The organism is Croceitalea dokdonensis DOKDO 023, assembly GCF_001306415.1.
Taxonomy (GTDB): Bacteria; Bacteroidota; Bacteroidia; order Flavobacteriales; family Flavobacteriaceae; genus Croceitalea; species Croceitalea dokdonensis.
Genome location: NZ_LDJX01000007.1, coordinates 200,666 through 221,607, shown reverse-complemented (window position 1 = coordinate 221,607; position 20,942 = coordinate 200,666). Strand labels below are relative to the sequence as shown.

At 39.6% G+C, this 20,942-nt stretch carries 17 protein-coding genes and 1 pseudogene; 13 read left to right on the top strand and 5 right to left on the bottom strand.

The genetic code is table 11. From position 1 onward, the window contains the following. The 13 genes and pseudogenes from I595_RS15060 to I595_RS17235 form a co-directional block, all read left to right on the top strand. Positions 1 to 830: IS30 family transposase (locus I595_RS15060; protein WP_054560266.1), on the top strand; the 830-nt coding region annotated here is incomplete at its 5' end. A gap of 99 nt (positions 831 to 929) precedes the next feature. Continuing rightward, positions 930 to 1,478: a hypothetical protein gene (locus I595_RS15055; RefSeq protein ID WP_054560265.1), complete on the top strand. Its 549-nt coding sequence runs from the start codon at positions 930 to 932 to the stop codon at positions 1,476 to 1,478. 201 nt (positions 1,479 to 1,679) lie between these two features. Beyond that, positions 1,680 to 2,615 carry a two-component regulator propeller domain-containing protein gene (locus tag I595_RS15050; protein ID WP_157449763.1) on the top strand — a complete coding sequence of 312 codons (936 nt, stop codon included), beginning with the start codon at positions 1,680 to 1,682 and terminating at the stop codon, positions 2,613 to 2,615. 804 nt (positions 2,616 to 3,419) lie between these two features. After that, positions 3,420 to 4,202 carry a hypothetical protein gene (locus tag I595_RS15035; protein WP_054560261.1) on the top strand — a complete coding sequence of 261 codons (783 nt, stop codon included), beginning with the start codon at positions 3,420 to 3,422 and terminating at the stop codon, positions 4,200 to 4,202. Positions 4,203 to 4,403: 201 nt separating this feature from the next. Next, positions 4,404 to 4,988: a toxin-antitoxin system YwqK family antitoxin gene (locus I595_RS15030; protein ID WP_054560260.1), complete on the top strand. Its 585-nt coding sequence runs from the start codon at positions 4,404 to 4,406 to the stop codon at positions 4,986 to 4,988. Positions 4,989 to 5,534: 546 nt separating this feature from the next. After that, positions 5,535 to 5,702: a hypothetical protein gene (locus I595_RS17455; RefSeq protein ID WP_157449762.1), complete on the top strand. Its 168-nt coding sequence runs from the start codon at positions 5,535 to 5,537 to the stop codon at positions 5,700 to 5,702. Between the two features lie 296 nt (positions 5,703 to 5,998). Further along, the gene (locus I595_RS15025) at positions 5,999 to 6,523 is read left to right on the top strand and encodes a hypothetical protein (RefSeq protein WP_054560259.1); all 525 of its coding nucleotides are present in this window, start codon (positions 5,999 to 6,001) and stop codon (positions 6,521 to 6,523) included. 241 nt (positions 6,524 to 6,764) lie between these two features. After that, positions 6,765 to 7,298 carry a DUF4468 domain-containing protein gene (locus I595_RS15020; RefSeq protein WP_054560258.1) on the top strand — a complete coding sequence of 178 codons (534 nt, stop codon included), beginning with the start codon at positions 6,765 to 6,767 and terminating at the stop codon, positions 7,296 to 7,298. 362 nt (positions 7,299 to 7,660) lie between these two features. Continuing rightward, on the top strand, positions 7,661 to 7,999 hold the full coding sequence (locus I595_RS15015) for a hypothetical protein (RefSeq protein WP_054560257.1): 339 nt from the start codon (positions 7,661 to 7,663) through the stop codon (positions 7,997 to 7,999). Between the two features lie 219 nt (positions 8,000 to 8,218). Beyond that, the gene (locus tag I595_RS15010) at positions 8,219 to 8,551 is read left to right on the top strand and encodes a type II toxin-antitoxin system RelE/ParE family toxin (protein WP_054559467.1); all 333 of its coding nucleotides are present in this window, start codon (positions 8,219 to 8,221) and stop codon (positions 8,549 to 8,551) included. Between the two features lie 11 nt (positions 8,552 to 8,562). Further along, entirely contained in the window at positions 8,563 to 8,895 is a 333-nt protein-coding gene (locus I595_RS15005; RefSeq protein ID WP_054559466.1) for a helix-turn-helix domain-containing protein, read from the top strand. 222 nt (positions 8,896 to 9,117) lie between these two features. Further along, positions 9,118 to 9,639 (top strand): hypothetical protein, encoded by a 522-nt coding sequence (locus tag I595_RS15000; RefSeq protein ID WP_054560256.1) that lies wholly within the window; start codon positions 9,118 to 9,120, stop codon positions 9,637 to 9,639. Between the two features lie 210 nt (positions 9,640 to 9,849). Beyond that, positions 9,850 to 10,005: pseudogene (locus I595_RS17235) on the top strand (helix-turn-helix domain-containing protein); the annotation flags it as partial. A gap of 26 nt (positions 10,006 to 10,031) precedes the next feature. On the opposite strand, the gene I595_RS14995 reads toward I595_RS17235, so the two are convergent. The 5 genes from I595_RS14995 to I595_RS14975 all read right to left on the bottom strand — a co-directional run bounded on the left by I595_RS14995 (position 10,032) and on the right by I595_RS14975 (position 20,928). Then, positions 10,032 to 11,225, bottom strand: a complete 1,194-nt coding sequence (locus I595_RS14995; protein ID WP_054560255.1) for a glycoside hydrolase family 5 protein — start codon at positions 11,223 to 11,225, stop codon at positions 10,032 to 10,034. A gap of 138 nt (positions 11,226 to 11,363) precedes the next feature. Beyond that, the gene (locus tag I595_RS14990; RefSeq protein ID WP_083467626.1) at positions 11,364 to 13,907 is read right to left on the bottom strand and encodes an endo-acting ulvan lysase-like protein; all 2,544 of its coding nucleotides are present in this window, start codon (positions 13,905 to 13,907) and stop codon (positions 11,364 to 11,366) included. 2 nt (positions 13,908 to 13,909) lie between these two features. Continuing rightward, the gene (locus I595_RS14985) at positions 13,910 to 15,778 is read right to left on the bottom strand and encodes a DUF5060 domain-containing protein (protein ID WP_245628305.1); all 1,869 of its coding nucleotides are present in this window, start codon (positions 15,776 to 15,778) and stop codon (positions 13,910 to 13,912) included. 30 nt (positions 15,779 to 15,808) lie between these two features. Next, entirely contained in the window at positions 15,809 to 19,333 is a 3,525-nt protein-coding gene (locus I595_RS14980) for a sulfatase-like hydrolase/transferase (RefSeq protein WP_245628304.1), read from the bottom strand. A 128-nt stretch (positions 19,334 to 19,461) separates the two neighbouring features. Next, the gene (locus I595_RS14975; protein ID WP_083467625.1) at positions 19,462 to 20,928 is read right to left on the bottom strand and encodes a sialate O-acetylesterase; all 1,467 of its coding nucleotides are present in this window, start codon (positions 20,926 to 20,928) and stop codon (positions 19,462 to 19,464) included. Positions 20,929 to 20,942 lie beyond the last annotated feature (14 nt).

Genomic DNA, 20,942 nt, shown 5'->3' with positions numbered 1-20,942 from the left:
ATGATGCTTCTCTTGCCCATTGGCTGGCCAAGGACGACTACCTGAACAAGCGTAATTTAGATAAAATAGGGACACATTCCCTACTGCGGTTCTATGTCTATAAATCACTTTTGAAAAACTGGTCACCAGAGCAAATTTCAGGCAGAATCAAAATCGATTATCCCAACGACCCAGTGATGACCATATCCCACGAGGCCATTTACTCCCACATCTATTCCCATCCACAGGCCAGCCTTAACAAAAAGCTCATAAAGCTGCTGCCCTACCAAAAATCCAGGCGTAGAAAACCCAGACCCAGGCGTAAGAAAGGTTCCAAGATCAAAGACCAAATAAATATATCACAAAGACCCGAACATATTGAAAACAGACAGGAAATCGGACATTGGGAAGGTGACCTGGTCATAGGCAAGGGCCAAAAATCCGCCATTGGAACCATCGTGGAGCGAAAGTCCAGATATACCCTTATCATCGGCCTTGAAAACAGAAAGACCAAATCCGTGACCAGAGCCTTTGCCAAAGAACTGAACCGTTTTGACAGTCAACTGAAAAAGACAATGACCTACGACAACGGTACCGAAATGGCCGACCACAAATGGCTGTCGGAATCAACCAAAATGGACATCTATTTTGCCAATCCCTACGCGTCTTGGGAACGTGGCACCAACGAAAACACCAATGGGCTCATCAGACGTTTCCTGCCCAAGAAGACCGACTTTGGGAACATGAACGAAAAACAGCTCAAAACCATTGAACAAAAACTGAACAACAGGCCAAGAAAGGTGTTGGGGTACAGAACACCATTGGAGGTCATTGCCCAAAACACCACATAATTTTTTCTTTCCGAAAAGCCTTCAAAAAAACTAGGCTCTTTGGAAAGAAAAAATTAAATTGAACCATAATCAATTAGCAACGTTTGTTGCGTTAAGGCCTTGAATGCACCATCATACGAATTAGTCCTCGACCAAAAAAAGTCAAAATATGACGTAGGACTTTCTCAAAAATTTTATTGGACTGGTATCGCTGGAATTGGAATTCTTCTAATTGTCATTAAAATATTTGAAAGCTATGACATAAACATTGGGGATACCGAATTGTTCAATTATGTGATGATTGGACTTTTTATCTCTGTAGGAATTGGTTGGTTATATGGTCTATTTGCATACAACGGCGAAAATAGAATAATACGTGGATTTATAACATTTGATGAAAATGAAATCACAATAAATCACTCAAAAAAGTTTCAAGTTGCTGATATGACAAATATTGAATTTAATGTCTACGACTTTAAGGGTCGAGGAATAAATTTTCATTCAGATGGCGATGCCAATAGAAGTTATGGAGGAAATAATTTCATCTCATTTGATTATCAAGACAAAAGACATAAATTTCAATTTGTAGCGGACTCCAAAAAGCATAAAGATTTGCTAACTAAAGAGTTAATGGACAAAATACGGAGCAATGCGCGAAAAAAATACTAATGCCAACAAAGCCTAAACGTAATGCGGACTTTTGGGCAAAATCGAAAGGTCTGTGTATATTTATGAAGTCGCTAAATCTTATGGATTTAGCTTTGAAACAAAAAAGAAAAAGCAAAACAATAAGCTTTAGCTTCGTGCGTAGACGGAAACGAAAGGTTTCCTTGCCTCCGCACTACGCTTAGCCGAGTCGTTGTAGCACATATGAGAGAAACATTTTCCATAATATTAATACTTTTATTTTTTAAAATAAGTCTCGGTCAAGAAATGACTCATTTTACTAAAGAGAATTCGGAATTAACCGATGATAAAATTTGGGGGATTGCTGTTGACGATGACGGTAATAAATGGATTGGGACTGGCGAATCTGGCTTAATTAAATTTGACGGAACAAATTGGACTACGTACGACAAAAGCAATTCAGAAGTTAAAGGTAGTTTCATTTCACCAATCTTTGTTGACTCGAACAATAACGTTTGGGTTTCGTATTCAAAACCAAATGGTTTAGTCAAATTTGATGGCCAAACTTGGAAAAGCTTTTCGAGTTATGAAACAAAATTATCTGACAACTCTGTAATAGCTATTACAGAAGACGAAAATGGAATTCTATATTTTGGAGGCACAAGCGGATTAACTTCATTTGATGGTGAAAATTGGAAAAAGATTTATCTGCCAAAAAAGTTGACTATCAGAGCAATCGCTGTTAAAAATTCCGAATTAATCTATATTGGTCATAACAACGGGCTTTTAATTTTTAAAGACAACGATTGGGAGTCGTTAAATGATGAAAACTCGGAATTACAAAATTATGTTCGGTCATTAAAATTTGATGTTAACGGCGATTTAATAATTGGTTACGGTGGAAACAAAACGGGAGGATTGTCAATATTGAGTAATGACAAATGGACTCATATGAATAAGGAAAACTCTGAATTATCTGATAATTTGGTTAGAGATATCGAAATTGATAATTTCGGTCTTTTGTGGCTTGCAACTAACAATGGTTTGAATATAGTTACGAACGATAATATTATTCCTTTTTATTTCAGAGAGCGTGGTAATGCAATTTTAGATATTGCAATTGAAGACAAGGTTTATTGGATTGCGACGCACTTCGGACTATTCAAAATCTTAAGGTAATACGTGCTACAACAAAACCTATAAACAATACGGGCTTCGGGCTTAAACGAAAGGTTTGTGTATTTTTATGATGTCCGCAAAATCTTTGGGATTTTGCTTTAAACAAGGAAAAGAAAAAACAAAACAAAAAGATTTTGCTATGTGCGTGGCGGAAAGCAAACGCTAGTTTACTCCCGTACTGTTCATAGCTAAACCGTTAACGGTGATAAGCACCAAATAAAACAGAGCTTCTTCGCGGCCTTCCCTTTTTTGCTTTTTTACGTGTTAGTTGGACAAGCGGTGCGCAAGGGGCACGTTTATCAGAAAAGCAAAAAATCCACGGTACTTGTTTGTTAGGCCGGTCAGGTTCGCTTGGTTCGGGCCTGGACGGTAGGGCAGCTTTCGGGGCCTTCCCTTTTGCCGCCTGTACGGAATCGGTGCGCAATCCGTTCGCAGGTCGACCTTTGGGCCGTCACTCCCTATCTTGGCAGGTTTAAGGGCGTTTATCCTGGGCCCGTCCGCAATGGCCTGTCGCCGGGTGGAAAATGCGGCAAAAACCACGGGAGACAAATCTGTGGCACGTCCGTTGGGCAATGGGCAGGGCGTGCTTACCACCGCTAACAAAACCTAAATGTAATGCGGGCAAGGGTGTTCTTTCCAAAGGTTTGCGTATTTTTAGTTGGTGGCAAAAGCGTTGTGCTTTTGTCCGAGAAAAAATAAGACAAAAAACAAGGCTTTTGCCAAGGGACCTTGCGCCATGGGAACCGCTTGCCCAACACCGCACTACCTTTAGCTCGGGCGTTGTACACAATATAACCCAACAGAATGAACAGAAAAATAATCACACTTTTACTTTTAGCAATATTCACAAATTTTGGATATTCTCAATCAGACAAAATCAATATCAAAACCGAACATTTGACAGAGGCGAATTATCTGAAAATGGATGATTTTTATTTAACTCATTACTTATACATTGATTTGTTTTTAAGAGAAAACTTATTTCCTGAAGCAAGTCCTGAAGATGTTTCATCAGTTCTAAAAGCATTGAAAAAATATGTTTCTGTAGAAAATAAATTAGACATCGAAATTGAAAAACCAGGGAAAAGAAATTACTTGATTCGATTTACCATATTAAAGAAAGATGACGGAACTGAACTTTTGATTGCTTTCACAAATTGGACTGTAAAGAAAAAAGCTTTTGAAAAAGAAATCAAAATGGAAAATGATTCTTACACCAGATGGTATTTTCTAAATGGAAACAAAATGACTTACCGAAAAGATATGTCTGACCAAAACGATTACTCAACTATGAATAAATCTGACTTGGCTAATGCTTACTTATTCGATGAACTATCTGAAAACGATTCCGAGATAGGAAGTACAATAAAGGAATACCTAAACCAAGGTGATATAACTATTTCAGATAAAATCATGGCGAATTTGATTCTTTTAAAATATCAAATATTTAAAAAGGAGAATGATAATGTGACCAAACAAGCTGAATACTTGGCTGAATTATTTGAACAAAATAAATCTGAAACAAATTTAAGAGGTTTGCAAGCAGCATTTAATGCGACAAAATTTCAAATAGAATTAAGTAAATAAATACTGTGTACAACAATGGCTATAAGTAATTGCTTGTTCTCGCCTACTTCTGAAAATCCTCGCGGATTTTCAGTTCGGTGCGTACTTGCAAAGTTAAGTACTAACCCACGCAACTACTCATAGCCGGAGCCGTTACCATACATTTTGAAAAATTTAATTACTCATACCCTATTTTCGCTTCTGTTTATTGTTCCAATCATTATGAGCGGACAAAAGTTGCTTGAAAATCAAATTCTAGGAACTTGGGAGCATGAAAAGCCTAAAAAGGACCCTGAACTTTTGCTAAATACAAATGGGATAGCGGACTCAACTGTTACAGAAATAAGTTTTTATCTCTTTCAAAAAGATGGGGTTTTAGATATCAAAGAATCTTACGGACAATTCAAGACAAACTATTCGATTACGGACTCAACCCTAAATTTGGGAACACGGAATTATAAAATACTTGAATTGAGTGAAAATAGAATGACTATCGAAGAATTTGGGGATTTAGTAATTTTCAAGAAGACACTAAATTTCAAACGAACAGAAACTCAAATTCAACCAATTCCAGGAGAAGAAAAAATATCTGAATTTTTCAAAAATGGCAAACCCAAAGTTTTGGGCCTCAAGGAAAATGGATTGAAAAATGGTATTTGGACTGAATGGTTTGAAAATGGCCAAATTAAGAGCATTTCGTATTACAACAATGAAGCACCATTAATGACAATGGAATTTGATAAAAATGGAGTTTTGCTTTCAAAACAATGGTACGACCTAAATTCAAATTCCTATCGAACTGAATAAAAAAAACGTATGGTAACAAAGTGTATAATTAATTGCGGTCGGATTCCTTAAACGGAATCCTTTGCAATCAATTATCTTTATTCACAGGCGGACATTTTCCGTTGGAAAAGTCCGCAACTAATCATACACGAACCGTTCAGGCCGATTGCCAGAGGACATATCGCTCCGCCATGAAATCGGACACCCGAGAGAACAGTCCCCCTTTACAATGGTGCGGTGCATTCCGTCAAAACACGAAACACAACCAAAAGGATTTCACGCTCCCACGATATTCAATCGGCCTGAACGGCCCCTGAGTAAAACGCCCCAAATACACAAAGCCAGGGAAAGGGGAAACACCATATGAAGAGCCCAACCGGCATGAACACGGTATAAAGCGAACGGGGCGTTTTAAAAGCTCAACGCGTGGCGGCTAAATCCCGAAATTCAAGTATATTTATAAACAACACAACCGGCCGACAAGAAGCGGACAAGAGCCAAAACGCCCCGCCCGCTTTATACAGGGGCCGTTACCACACGTTTGCAAAAAAATAAATAACCAACATAATGAAAGACTTTATCAACTTAAAAAATCTCAAAATGGCATCCGGATTCGCAACTGGATTTCTTCTTTATGATTACTTTGTTCATGGCGAACTAAATTGGATTGCGGCTATAGTAACGGCAATTATATTGGCAGCATTAATGCCTCTTTTTTATAAAAATAAAAAGTAGCGAATAGAATACGTAATCTGAACGCAAATGGACTTGACTCAAACGCAACTGTTATCTTGATGGACTTTTTAGCTAGTTTGTGCAGATGGACTTCACTCGAACTTAATCGTTGCGCAGTTGGAATTTATAGCTAGTTTGCGAAAGCAGAATTCACTCAAACGGAACTGTTGGGGATGGACTTCCAACTCGGGCAGAATACAAAAAAAAGCAAGCGGAAACTGCATACTCGGACGGAAAAAACGTGTGGTAACAAAGCCTAAACGTAATGCGGATTTTAGGGCGAAACCGAAAGGTCTGTGTATATTTATAATGTAGCTAAATCTTTGGGATTTAGCTTTGGACAAAAAAAAGCAAAACCAAAAGCTTCAGCTTCGTGCGCAGACGGAAACGAAAAGTTTCCTTGCCTCCGCACTACGCTTAGCCCAACCGTTGTAAACAATATGAAAAACTGTATTTATTTAATCTTAATTATTACTTGCTTTAACTGCAAAGCACAGGAAAAAAAGTGTCTGGATTATAAAACAGGAAACTTTAATTATGTCTTAGAAAACAGACCGGAATTGATAATAAGGACGGACTCAACACAAATTGAAATAAACCCTATAACTAAAGTAGAGGCTTATTCATCGATTGAATGGAAATCTGATTGTGAATATGTAATGACTTATACTAAAATCCTAAATTATCCCGAAGATGCCAGTCATATGATCGGACAAGCCATAAACGTAGAAATAATAAGTACGGACTCGAAAGGCTATAAAGTTCACGCAACAAGTCCTAGGATTGATAATATTTTGGAATTTGTAAAAGCGGAAAAATAATACTGTTTACAACAAAACCTATAAACAATACGGGCTTAGTTTTTAAACGCTAAGGTCTGCGTATATTTATAATGTCGCGAAATCTTTGGGATTTCGCTTTGACACAAAAAAAGAAACAAAACCAAAAGATTTCGCTACGGGCATGGCGGAAAGCAAACGCTAGTTTGCCTCCGTACTGTTCATAGCTAAACCGTTACCAACTATTTTTTTGAAAATTAAGTCAAAAATCAAACCAACGACAATGAAGAATATTTTTCTGCTAATTTTATTTACTAGCACTTTTACCTTTTCACAGAACAATTTAATAAGTATTGACACAGTCATAAATGTCGACAATACAACCAAAGACGTGCTCTACGATAGGGTGCACAACTTTCTTACGACGGGAGTTAAAAACCAGAAACAAAAGGAGTATTTATTTAAAGAAGAAAACAAGGAAAAAGGCGTAATTAAAGTAGCTGGAGAATTTCCTAACGAAACAAAAGTTTTCTCTGGTTCGAACTTAGTTGGCCAAAATGTTTCTTACGAATATGAAGTGTACTTCAAGGACAACAAAATTAGACTAATAATTGAAAGTTATAATCATCCCTATTTTGGAACAGCGATAGATGAATTGCCATATCCTGAAGGTAGCAAACCAAGTATGACAAGTAAAAAATGGTACGCAAAGGTTTACAAAGAATTTATCGGCAATGTTTATTCTGTTCAGAAAAATATCATTTCCAATACTCATCTTGCAGTTGTAGTAAAAGATAAATCAGAAGAGGAGTGGTAAAATAAAAACTCTAGACTTTTAACTCTTACGGAGTAAAAGCGCAGATGGATTTCTTACTCAAACGCAACTGTTGTGTTAATGGACTTTTCACTCGCTCGGAGTAAAAGGACTTACTCAGACGAAGAAAAACAGTTGGTAACAATGCCTAAACGTAATGCGGACTTTAGGGTTTAATCGAAAGGTCTGTGTATATTTATGAAGTCGCTAAATCTTATGGATTTAGCTTTGGAAAAGAAAAAATAAAACTAAACAATAAGCTTTAGCGTAGTGCGCAGACGGAAACGAAAGGTTTCCTTGTCTCCGCACTACGCTTAGCCGAACCGTTGTAACACATTACCGACCGACCGAAAAATGGACTATAAATGGGAGAAATAATAGCGGAAATCTTTGTGAAATGGATTCTTGGTGGAATCTGGGTCGGACTGAATATGATTTATGATTGGATTAAAGGATTGATTTTCGGAATCCCGAAAAATCAGGTTGAACGGAAACGAATAGAGAAAAAATGGCTCTATAAAAAAGTTAGCCCGAAAGCAAAACTTAAAATCGGAATAGAAACTGGAACTATCGGAACTGTTATGGAGATTATTGACAGCAAAACTGCTTTCGTGGAATTTTATGACCAAAAAGGAGAATTCATTGAAATTGGTGGTGAATTAGCATTTAAGGTGGAATTGAAAAATATAAAACTGAAAAAATAACGTGTTACAACAATGTATAACCGCAATTACGGCGGATTCGACTACGTCCGAATCCACTCGGAATTGCTAAAGTCTGTGCTAAACCGAAAATTAACGCATATTAACCCGTAACTGACGGTTATACTAACCGTTATCTTTAATGCTGACCAAAATATAAAAGTTTCTATATAATTCAACTTTTTTATTTATATTTGTCTTATAAATGGGCACATAAACAGAATGGAAAAAAGGTTTGAAGTCGTTTTTCTTGAGCAGGCTATTGACTTTATGTCAAAGGTCGACAAGAAAGCAAAAGCAAAGATTTACTATAATCTGGACAAGGCAAAACTTGGACTTGACCCAAAATTGTTCAAGAAACTGACGGACGACATTTGGGAATTCAGGACAAAATACGCAGGACTTCAATACCGACTTTTCGCATTCTGGGATAGGACGGGCAAAACCGAAACGCTTGTGATTTTAACGCACGGAATGGTTAAAAAAACGGACAAGGTTCCAAAAGCTGAAATCGAGAAAGCAAAACAGATTCGAACGGAATATTTCGAGCAATAAAAACAAAGGTTATGGCAACAAAAAAGAAAAAGATGAAAATGATGACCCTTGACCAAATGAAGGACAAGGACATCGGGAAAATTGGAACAGCGGATAGGGACAAGTATGAATTCGATTTGCGAATGGAGGTCTTGGGCGAAATGATTAAGTCCGTGCGAAAAGAACGGAAATTGACCCAAGAACAACTTGGTGAATTGATTGGAGTTCAAAAGTCACAGATTTCTAAACTGGAGCGAAGCGCAAAAAACGTAACGATTGAAACTATTTTAAAAGTGTTTAACGCACTAAAGGCGAATATAAAGTTCAGTGTACAAATGAATGACTCGGAATTCAAGGTTGCGTAAAAAGCACTAAAGATAACAATGGCTATAGCAAATAGGGCGGTAAGTGCTGAAACGATTAGCTTGGGCGTGTTTGCGAAGTCCGCCAAATCTTTTGATTTGGCTTTTAGAATAGATAAAATAAAAACAAAATGCAAAAGCTTTGGCTACGGGTTTGGCGGAAAGATAAGTGCTTATCATCTGCCCTACTTGCCATAGCCGTGACCGTTAGCCATAATTTAAGAAATGACGACAGAATATAAAACTGAAATAGTAAAAACTAAAGAATTCAATAAAATCTTTATGATTGTATTCGGAATTCTATATTTGATTTCGACATTCTATATCTTTCTTTATGACAAAGAAAATCTAAACGTTTATTTTAAATATTTAGCACTTGCAATTTACACATCAGGAATTTATTTTCTGTTTGGTCAATCTTTTATCAAACCGAAAAAAATCGGAAATATTAAAATTTCAACAGAAAAAATTGAATTTGACATAAATGGTTTGAATAACAGTATTCCGCTGAATGAACTCGAAAATGTATATCTTAAATATATGGATTACGGAAGTTGGACAACTCACTCTGTATTTGGAAACAAAAACTATTTGAAATTAACAGAAAAATCTGGAAAAAAATATGATTTTGAAATTCTAATAAGAAACAGAAATTCTAAAAATGACTTAAAAAGAATTTTAAATAGTGAAGAATATTATGAGAAGTTTGATTTTATGAAAGGTGGAAATTCTAGAACTGAATTTTAAAAAACTATGGCTAACACCGTGTATAATTAATTGCTTTGGCAAGTGCTTATTTGGAAAATTCCTTCGGAATTTTCTCGCGTTCGTTTTTGTTTACTAAATTAGTTGCATAAACACGCAACTAACCATACACAAAACCGTTACCAGCAATATGAAAAAAACTCTGCGAGTTCAATAACTTAACGCAACAAATCCAATTTTTAGATTTGTTGTATGAAGACAAAAAAGCACAAACGGTTGTCACTTGAGGAGCGTGTCATTATCCAGACACTTTTGGAAGAGAAAAAGACCAAATCCTTTATAGCAAAAAAGCTCGGTCGTTCACGTTCCACCATCACCAGGGAGGTCAACAAATGGGTAAGCTTACCTTAATTTGTAATGTTACGTTCTAGATATCATTCGTTGGCATCAATAATAATATCCGCGATTGAACCAAATGGCCAACTTAAACTGCGCCGGTCAAAAATGGCGAGGCCATCATTGGAAACACCACTATTACCATTATCCCACCATACACTAGCAAAACCACGCTCGGCAGCTTTTTCCGCATAAAAGGCGGCATGCTCCAACCTGTCTTCTATGTTGTTTTGGTTGCCAGAACTCCATTCTCCCAATACAACTGCAATCCCATTATCAGTAAATTCAGTTTTGATTCGGTCCATTTCTGCTTCCAATTGCGCCTTATCATCATCTGAACCCCAGGTCGTATCCGTTCCTCCAAGGGTAAATGGAAATGGAAAATACGAATGAAGTGAGACCATGGTGTTCTCATCATTGTTAGGAATGACCAAAGCATCCATGGCAACTGGCAAGGTGCTAGCGGCATAGGTTGATATCATTATTTTTCGTGTACTGTTATTCCCTCCCGTGGCCCGTATGGCATCCAAGCTTACTTGATGGTATTGATTCACTACATCCCTGCCTTCGGCAGTACCACCTGTCCACTCTTGAGGGGTGTTTTCATGGCGGGATTCGTTCAATGTTTCAAAAATGACATAATCGCTATAGTTTTTAAATCTATTGGCAATTTGCGTCCATAATTTTGAAAGCCTATCCTTTACAGCATCTGCTTGGGAGGTGGTTGGGATTATCCATGGGTCATCATGGTGCACGTTCAAAATGATATACATATTGTTGGCCCTTCCGTAGTTAACCACTTCCTCAACCCGGTCCAACCATTCGCTTTCAACGATATAATCTGGTGCAGGACCTTGGTGAAAACGCCAGGTTACGGGAACGCGCAACGTTTTAAAACCTCGGTTGGCAACTTCATCAATCATTGCTTGGGTGGTAGCAGGATTTCCCCAGAGTGTTTCGTCTGGACCTTCTACATCCAAACTGTTCCCCAAGTTCCAACCCGTTTTCATGTCGGCAACAATTTCGGTCGGGGACAGACCTCGCATTACCCCATTGTCAACGTCACTCGCCGAACCGTTATTTGAACCCTGGTTATCATTACTGCCAGCGTTGGTATCATCAGTAGGTTCCTCTGAAATTTCATCTCTTGGAACTACACTGACCTGAACCTCATCAGAACTGCAGGATAAAAGGAACAATGCTAAAAAAATGATAGGCATACCATACTTCATAAGTACAACTTTTTAACAAAGATAACTTTAGAATAAACAGTTTAAAATAGGAAATGATCTAAAAGGTAAAACAAATGTTGCATGGAGCACCGATTAAATACCCAGTGCTTTTCAACATCAATTAAATATCCATTTCACCTAATCTGTCCTATGTAATTGAAAATCTCCCTTTATCAGAGGGGCATCTGTGCTAAAATCTAAATAACCGCTGCCACTTTTTCCATTTTTAAATTCAAATTGATAAGAGCCTATGTTCAGATTACTTCCTCCACCAATGTAAATGTCCCTGAGCTTTGTATTTCCTTGAAAAGTGATAATGGCGAAATGGCCTTGAAATTCAATATCGTGTTCTTTTAACGAAAGTGTGCCATTTTCAAAAGGTATCAATAGATACTGTACCAAAATTTCATTACCAATCTTACTTGTCACTTTTACTCCTTGAAACATGCTATTTTGTTCCAACTTTTCTACTGATAGTACCGAGCCATTATTTGGTGATACTGCGTAGGGTTCATAAATGGCCACAAAGGGTTTTGTCTTTGCTTCGCCTTTTTGGCGTACGACCAGTGTCGGAGTTGGCAGCGTATCATAAGGCTCGGGCGCCTCAAAGGTTTTAGGGGCCATAACCTTGGTATAGCTCCTGCCGTCAAAACCTGGCATAAAAACCTTCATGTACCGATTTTTATTTGCGAACCGTTCTGCCTTAAAAAGAATTTCAACATCCTTGGAATAGGTTTTTGAAGTTTCAACCTCCTTAAAAAAATGCCAACCGGGATTACGGTATTTTCTATTTCTAACCCACTCCGCATTGGCATTGGCCATAAATCGATTAGGTTCTGGGTGTAAATCCAGGTCTCCATTTAAAAAATTAACCGAATCCCCCAAATTATGGTATAGGTAGTCGTGGAATTCGTTTGGCAGTTTGGATTTAGAACGAAAAATATCCAAATAATAGCCTGTAGTAGGTGATGTTCTCACCAATGCCAGTGTACGTTCTTGTTCCGCTTCGGCCTTGGTACCGCCACCATCATAAAAGGTTGTTGTGGAAAACGAATGATTTTCTGATAATGCAGCCTGTTTGGGCATGGGCTCCATGACCTTTAAGGCAACGGTATCCATACCCAAGTTTACCCATTCACCTTCACCTTGTGAGGCTCCGTTAACGATTACTGTATTGTGCGCAGCAAAAATTCTGGAATAATTTTCATGGATGTCCTTGGCATATTTACCCCTGCCATTGTCCACACCCAGAACCATACCTTCCCCGTATAGCTCAATGTTCATTCCTGACGCATGCCCGTGAACCATAGAGGCACCGCCAACAACGCCCATGAGTCCGTCTTCCGCCCTTTTTGTGGTACTTAAATTACGTTGCAGAAAAATACCAGCGTGCGGCTGTTCATCCGTTCTGGGCAAATCAAGAAAAGTTTCCCTTTCCTCAAAATCATCATGGAACCACATCAATGCTTCCAAGCCGTTTCTTTGATATTCTCCCTTTGCCATGGCACTCCCCAATAAGGTGCTGAACTGCTGTTCCAATTTGGGTATGCTGTCCATCTTTCCAAGTCTATAGGCCAATTCGTAGGCACGGTAGGGTGTGTGATACTTTCTATGCCCATCTCCCCAGAGGGTAAGTTCTCCGTTGGGATTTACCAAATAATCCAACCGTTGGATGGCCCATGGAATATTGGGATAGGTCCTCCCCAGCTGTAAAGCCGGGTCATACTTGGTCAATAAGAACATGAGCTTAGTGGAACGTTCGGCCACATCATTGGTGTATTGAGAGGATTCTGGCCAAATATCACCCTCATTTTTATAATATTTCGCCACCTTGGCCAATGCATCTTGATTAGGGGTATTCTTTGTCAAATAATACTCCAAATACATGTTTCGCTCATCCACATCTTCCAAGGCCAGTGCATTATAGACCAGACAATTGGATTCAAGAACGGGGTGATTGGAATTGATCATACCATTATCCACAACCAATTGTGCATAGGTTCTAAAAACCTCTTGTGCCTTTTCCATGGGAAAATCAACATCAGACTTACGTGCGGTGTCATAAGGTTTTCCGCCCTCAGCGATAAAAGGGGCAATAAAATCATATACAATTGGATACTTTTCACCAATAAGCCTAGCTTCCCTTAAAATATCATCAGGACAAAGCCAACCGCCACGAGGCCTCCAATCCGAGGGCTCCAATTGCACAATACCCATTACGGCCGTATACAGGATATCAGTGGCGTATTGGGCATAGGCTTCATCCTTGGTTATATAATACAGAAACCCTGCCTCTTTGGCGGATTGTAAGTAGTCTGATAATTTATAAAGGTTTGCCATCTCTTCGTCAGTGGCATTATCCAAATTTTCATGTTTGCCCTTTTCACCCGTGGTCGTGTAGGTAAATGGGGGCAATTTGCCTTCAATTTCCTTAGCCCAGTCCAAGGGTATTCCTCTTAGAAAAGTGTTTTTTGAATCTTCGTATAATTGAACTTGGGCATCCACATTTTGCTTTATTTCATCATAGGTGGTTTTGGCCCATGCCTTTTCTTCTATTTTATCCAAAATCTTTGGGCGTTCTTCAGCTTTTACCCAAATAAAAGGTCGCGCTCCATGTTCTGCATTACAGCCTAAAAACAACAAGTATAGGAATGCAACTAGAATTGATTTTGTGTATTGCATGACTATGATTTTATGGATTGAACCAGCACAATCCAGTCTTTGTTGGATTCGTTAGGTGGGGTACCCAAATTCACCATACCATCTGCCTTTACTTTATATAAGGAACCCTTTAAAAGGTCACCGCCATTTCTGGGGTCATACCATTGAATGGAGTACGATGCTCCGGAACTTCCTATATCCAAGGAAGTAGTTTCAGTTTCCATTGGAAGATACACCACATATACGTTGTTCTCCTTAGCAAAGCAAAACCCTTTATTTTCTCCCAAAAGTTCGTTCGCGGGTGTCATTTCCCAAAACGGGATTTGTTTAAAAAAGTGAAGCGCATGCCTGTTTTGGTCCCAAAATAAATCCCTACTTCTAAAATCCTCACAGGTTAAATCAGAGTTGGGACTGGCATAGCCAAAGTACCATTCTACCCCAAAAGCCCCGGCCATTAGGGAACCCCAAAGTGCGTTGCCCCGGGCCTCATTATGTTCGGCATCCTCATCATCTGGCAAGAGGGCAATATTGGCCTTACCGGGTTCATCCACGGAAAGCGCCCATTTTTTACCGGTAGCATTCGATTTTTCTCGCCATTTTAATACCCTAGGATTCACATCCACAAAATCAGGGGCGCTCAATTGCAACGATGCTCCCGTAAGTGGAGACTGGTCACCAATAAAATCTTCGTAACGGTCATCTTTATTGGGAAAGGTGTGCATCACTAAATGATGATGATAAGGGTCCAATTTTGATACATAACGCGCAACTTTAAGCACCTCTTCCTTGGGTTGGTTATTTTCTTCCCCTAAATTCCAGTTCATGGATAAATGGTGACCAAAGCGGGCTATCAATTCCCGGTAGTATAATTTACCCTCGGTTCCAAAGACCCCTTTATCCATTAAGTGGTCCGTTTCCGTTTCGTTGGTTTTCAAATGCAGGAACATGCCTTTGGTCTCGGCATACTCAAAAATTCGTTCCCATTGGTCCAATTTAGACACATCCAATCGCGTCTTATGGAAAAAGTTTTCCCAAGCCTCAATGTTCTCTTTGTCACTGGCATAGGACTCATATTCTTTAACCGGTCTTTTTAAGAGGTAAGGAAAAATATTCCTATCATCCCCATCTATATTAAAGGTCAGAAACGAGAATACGTTCAATTCTTCTGAGGCTAGATAGTTAATGGCTCCCAGTAAATTTTTTCCTTTATGCCCTTTCCAAACAAAAGGTTGTGCATCTTTGGTAAAATCTTGGGCATGGGGTTGCCATTCTTTACGCAGGTCCAAAGCGTTGGTTGCCGCATCAAAATCTGCATATCCCAATAAATTCTCGGGAGCGTCTACGCCCAGTTTAATAAAATAGTTTTTGGTTTCCTCAAATTGTAAATAGGATTCCCCTATATAGTTTAGGCGTCCTTTAGCTCGGTTATCGATACCCGTTTTATCAGTATCGCCTATTTGAAAAGTGCCTTTGTACCCGTCCATAAAGCCTGCGGATTCCGCATCATCAAATTTATGGGAAACCGCAACGTTCTTCCCTTTTTTAAAGGATACGGAATAAGCCCAATCACCAATGGTATCAGGAGTAAATCTAACTTGCCAAATGTTTCCAGAAGAGGCACTGGTTTCTGCAGCATTGCCATCAGCGGCGTAAAACCCCGGTACTACATATTTTTTATTTCCATTGACAAAGGTCACATCCAATCTGTATTCCAAAAACGGATTGATGGAGTCGAGTTCATTGGTCAACGGGCCTTCAAAATTTAAGGTGATACGATGCCACTTCTTTAGTTCTCCGTCAATGGTGGGAGCTACTTGCTTTTGACATGACAGTGCAGATAGGGCAAGAACAATGACGCACAATCCCATGATAGCTGTATTCATTCTGTTCATTGCCCTATGTTTTTTGTGTCCTCTCCTGAACTAGAAAGAATTGATTTTTAATTGAATGGTATGTTTTCCCGGGTCTAACCTAATATATTCAAAAGCGGATGGCACTTTTTTGCCGTTATGGATAAAGTCTTTTCCATTTAAATCATTCAATGAGAACTCGGCCACCATATTCCCTGGAATTTCAATTTCGTAGGTCTGTAAACGTGGTCCATTATAGGTATACGCACCTTTAATAGTACCCCTTACGGTTGGCACTTCAATGCTGCTATTTCTTAAACTGCTCATTTGCGGTTTAATGGTAGCAATACCAAATCCAGGTGTTTTGGGCTTTATTCCCCACAGCCCTCTAGGAATAACATTTGCCGGTGCTGCTCCCCAGGCATGGTTCCAATCCAAATTCACTTTATACTCATAATCCCAAGCCTCTAAACTAATGGTGGAGCCTACACGAATCATGTTGTACCAACTTCTTTTGGCTTGACTTGTCAGTAGTTCCAGTGCATAATCTGCTTCACCTGCATTGTACAGTCCATCCATTAAGAATTGTGCGCCATAGACACTACAAGCCATTCCTCTAGATTTTACATAATTGACAACCGATTCATAGTGCTCCTCAGGAACCAGACCAAACGCCAAAGGCATCATATTGGCATGTAAGGAAGCGTGGTCAGTGCCAATGCCATCGATATAAACGCCGCGTTCTTTATCGAACATTTGTTCGTTCACCGCTTTTTTGGCTTTGGCGGCCCTTAGCTCAAAATCTAAAACCTCATCTGTCTTTCCCAAAACTTTGGCAAACTCGGCCATGATTTTCATGTTTTCATAGAAGAAAGCATTGATGACCGTGCTATAGGGCTTAAACACAAAACCATCACGTTCTCCCTTTGTTTTGCTTCCAGCAAAATTCTTTGGAGGCCAATCCACGATATCGGTCAACGGCTTTTTATACCCGTCAGGAAAACCTAGTTTACGCATAAATTCTGCATCTACCTTGGTTGAGGTTATTAATCCATCTTCATTGGATAATTCAAAAAGTGTTTTATGTTTTAACGGCTCGTAATAGCGTTCTATCAATTCGGTATTGCCCGTGTACATATAATCGGCATAAATTAATAACGCCACATGCTGCTGCCATTCGGTTGGCCAAGTGGGATTCTTCATAAAGTACTCAATGGTACGTCTTGCCATGGCAAATTCCCTATCCGTTGTGTAGTGGCTCAACTGATTGAGGTAGGCATCCGCCTCATACGGAATACGTTCTCTGTCCCCATCTACATATAAGCCATTAAAGGTTGTTGCTTTAATGGAATATTTGCATAACTCCCAAACTTGGTTCAGGATGTCGTTATTACTTTCAAAACTACTAGCCTCTTCGTCCCAAAAGGTATGGAAGGCCAGTTGTTCAAAATCTTCAGCTGAAATTGGTTCTTGCGCCCCTTCTACTTCGGCATATCTAAAAGGAACCAATGGAGGAAAACCATCTGGAAGTGGTACGGCTTGGTTGGGCCTGGTATTGCGTTCATTCTTCTGTACCTGGATTTGATACTTGGTCTGCCCCGGTTTTACATCAACCTGTAGCTCTTGATACCGGATATTACTTTTTGCTGGTGGCGTTCTATTGACATTGCCCCTGTCATCCAACATTTCACCCACCCTGATGGTTAAGGTGTGGGGTGTTTTGGCTTCGTAGAAGAAATCCATTGTCGCAAAAGCAGCTTTTTCAAAGTCTATAAAATAAAAATCACCACGTTTTTCAAATACCTTTGGTTTTACCGTGGTAGTTATGAATTTATTTTCGGTGGATATAATATAACTATCACTAATGCCCGTGGTAAATTTTTGTGGTTGGGAATAGTCTACCAATCGATTTTCTTCATCCCAAATGCGCACTTTCCAATAATAGGTTGTATTGCCCTCTAGGGGAGTTCCGCCATACTCCACATCTGTAGATTGGTTGGACCCCACCCGTTTGCTGTCCCAAACATCGCCATTATTGGTTTCTATTTTTGATTGACTTGAGGAGACCAGTATTTGATACCCTGATTGGAATTTTGAAGTCAAGGGTACTGTCCACCCAAACTCCGGTTGTAAGTCATAGATTTCAACTTCAGTTTCGGGCGAACGAATCAATTCTACGGTTAGGTCCGTCGGAGCCGCTCGGTAGGCATCGCTATTTTGGATAATCAGTCTATCCGTAGTTTTTCTGAATTTACCCAGTTTCTGCGCGTACGCTGGGTCATTGGCAAGATTGTTAATTTCTTCGGGATCTTTCTTTAAATCGTAAAGCTCCTCTATGGTCTTGTCATTAACATACCTGAAATACTTCCAATCCTTAGTGCGTACACCTTCACTGGGCGGAATGTTTTCAAAATCCCATATATGCTCAATAAGCACGGTATCACGTTTAAAGTCTTTTGTTTCATTGCTGGCAACAGGCATTAAACTTTTACCTTGCCACGATTCAGGAGCTTTGATGCCCGCCAAATCAAGGATGGTAGCAGGAACATCAATATTAAGCGCCAGTGCATCGCTGTCTTTTTGTTTTTTCTGACGGGGATCAAAAACAAGAAGTGGCACACGAACCGAGTTATCATACATCAGCCATTTACCGGCCAACTGGCGTTCACCCAAAAAGTAACCGTTATCCCCCATAAGGATGATGACGGTATTATCTGCCAATCCTTTTTCTTCCAGCGTGGACCTGATTTTTGCAATTTCCCGGTCTATTCCTGAAAGCATCCTGTAGTAGCCTTTTACACTATGCTGATACTTTTCTGGCGTGTCATAACGCCATGTCCAGCGAAGGCGATTAAAACCATCCCGTACCATTTTTGGCTGTGCCTCAAAGTATTTGTCCTCACCGAGCTCAGGTCCGGGCATGCTAACGTTTTGAAGCAGAGCATCGGACTCTTGCTGCCAAAAGTATTGGTCCTCGGCAGGGTCATGTGCGTGTGGGGCACTGAAACTTAGGGAGAGACAAAAAGGTTGGTCACCATCGGCCTTTGCTATGAAATCCAATGCCTTTTGGCCTGTATATCTGGTAAGGTGTACGGTATCTTTCCCTAGGGTCTTATAATAATATCCACGTTTATCCTTAAACCTGTTATTGCGGTCATAGGATTCGTATTCATCAAACTGCTTGTCCAAATCATTGTACCGAACACCGTACTTGCCATAAAAGGCGGTTTTATAGCCATTTTCTTTTAATATTCTTGGGTACGAGTTGGTCATATATTCCTCACGGACATTCCCTGTCTGGAAATTGAAATTATGGGTGCGCTCATATAATCCGGTCAATATACTGGCCCTACTTGCCGCACAAATCGGGGTGGTCACCATGGCATTTTTAAAATAGGTGCCTTCTTTGGCCAATTTGTCCATCTCCGGAGTTGTTATCAACTTGTTGCCTGCATACCCTATGGCATCAAAGCGTTGGTCATCGGTCAAAATGAATATGATGTTGGGTTTTTGGGAGTCTTGCATCGTCTTTTGTGCCTGAACCATGTTCAGAAAAAAACTGAAAAAGACAAATGATGCTACTATTGATTTCTTCAAAATGGAGTTGTTTATCAAGTTTGGATATTGTGCTCAAGTTAAGGCAATTCACCTTTTGCCAGTAAATCAAACTTAGTTTTCGAACGTAGCAAATCCATCCTGTTCTGTCCTGAGCAACCGCTTGGTCTTTACCAAGAATCCGTTCTGAACGGCGAAACAGGCAATTTTGAAATACCATATAGATTTCCTTGAAAACAATCTACGAAACCATAGCGTACCGCAATAGGTTTTACAACTTTTGTACTGGATACGGTCACAAAACCCTCTTTTGAAACTTGGGCTTTCGCCTGATAAAATACTTTATCGGCACCTGCTATTTCAAATCCCATCAAAGACTTACCGAAGCTAGTCACCTGTGCATCGGTTCCATTTAATGGAAATTTGAAATAAAGTTCCATTTTTTCGCCATGTGTTTTTTGAGAACCCAAAACAGGACTGGCATACGTAACGTCTTTATACCCATATTGGTGGTGCAACGCCCAAAAACTTAAACGTTCTGCAATGGGTTCCTTTTTTGGAGGATGAATATCGGAACAGTGTCCTACATCCGAAGTGACGACCAAACCTGTATGAGGAATCTCTTGGGATGCCAATAGTTGTGCCTCTCGAATCAAGGCTGCTTTAATAGCTTCTGTATTCCGATATTTTTCATAAGCATACGGGGCTATTTGTACCATATAAAAAGGAAGTTCATGATTCTGCCATTGCGAACGCCAAGCTTTCACTAAATAGTGCAAGTACCTTTTGTAGGGTTCTGGATTGGTTCTATTTGTTTCGCCCTGATACCATAAAACGCCGCGAATGGTCAAATCTTGAAAAGGATGTACCATTCCATTATAAATCAAAGTGGGCAACTTTCGTTTGTTAGCCTCTTCAGGAAGGGCATCGGGTAAACTGATGTTGTCATCTTGCTCAGCTACCTTCTTTGGCAACCACGCCTCAATTCTAGTACCGCCCCAAGCGGCTTCAATGATGCCTATGGGCACATTCAGTTTTTGAAACAACTTTTTACCAAATAGATACCCAATGGCACTAAAATTGGAAACCGATGTACTGTCTGCTTCAGCCCATCTGCCCATTACATTATTATTGGGTTTCAGACTGCCCGCACGTTCTGTATTGAACAATCGTATGTGGGGATTTGTTGCTTGCTTCAAGAAGGCGGACGCATTTTCCACTGGAGAATTTCCCAATCCCTTCATGGGCATTTCCATATTCGACTGCCCCGAACAAAACCATACTTCACCAATTAAAACATTCTTTAAGGCAATGGAAGTGCTTCCCTTGATTACTATATCGTGAACAGTAAATGAAGCCTTTGGCGTAGGAAGTAGCACTTTCCATTTACCTGTTTCATTGGTTTCTGTGTGCACCTTTTCTCCCCAGCTAGTGCTGATATTCAGTTTTGTGTTTGGCATGTCCCATCCCCAAATGGGAACGGAATCCTGCTGCTGCAAAACCATATCTTCAGAAAAAAAACTGGGCAACCGTACTTGGGCAACTGAAGAATACATACCAAAAAAGAACACGAACCAAACAAAACCAACTAGGGTATGTCTATTTTTAGCATAGCGATTACAGGTATTTTCTTTCATATCACTTCAGCATA

Bases quoted from the DNA above. Each gene is read 5' to 3' on its own strand.
- I595_RS15005 (WP_054559466.1), top strand. From the start codon at position 8,563: ATGGCAACAAAAAAGAAAAAGATGAAAATGATGACCCTTGACCAAATG.
- I595_RS15000 (WP_054560256.1), top strand. From the start codon at position 9,118: ATGACGACAGAATATAAAACTGAAATAGTAAAAACTAAAGAATTCAAT.
- I595_RS15020 (WP_054560258.1), top strand. From the start codon at position 6,765: ATGAAGAATATTTTTCTGCTAATTTTATTTACTAGCACTTTTACCTTT.
- I595_RS14990 (WP_083467626.1), bottom strand. From the start codon at position 13,907: ATGCAATACACAAAATCAATTCTAGTTGCATTCCTATACTTGTTGTTT.
- I595_RS15050 (WP_157449763.1), top strand. From the start codon at position 1,680: ATGAGAGAAACATTTTCCATAATATTAATACTTTTATTTTTTAAAATA.
- I595_RS14995 (WP_054560255.1), bottom strand. From the start codon at position 11,225: ATGAAGTATGGTATGCCTATCATTTTTTTAGCATTGTTCCTTTTATCC.
- I595_RS15015 (WP_054560257.1), top strand. From the start codon at position 7,661: ATGGGAGAAATAATAGCGGAAATCTTTGTGAAATGGATTCTTGGTGGA.
- I595_RS15035 (WP_054560261.1), top strand. From the start codon at position 3,420: ATGAACAGAAAAATAATCACACTTTTACTTTTAGCAATATTCACAAAT.
- I595_RS14985 (WP_245628305.1), bottom strand. From the start codon at position 15,778: ATGAACAGAATGAATACAGCTATCATGGGATTGTGCGTCATTGTTCTT.
- I595_RS15010 (WP_054559467.1), top strand. From the start codon at position 8,219: ATGGAAAAAAGGTTTGAAGTCGTTTTTCTTGAGCAGGCTATTGACTTT.
- I595_RS14975 (WP_083467625.1), bottom strand. From the start codon at position 20,928: ATGAAAGAAAATACCTGTAATCGCTATGCTAAAAATAGACATACCCTA.
- I595_RS15030 (WP_054560260.1), top strand. From the start codon at position 4,404: ATGAGCGGACAAAAGTTGCTTGAAAATCAAATTCTAGGAACTTGGGAG.
- I595_RS17455 (WP_157449762.1), top strand. From the start codon at position 5,535: ATGAAAGACTTTATCAACTTAAAAAATCTCAAAATGGCATCCGGATTC.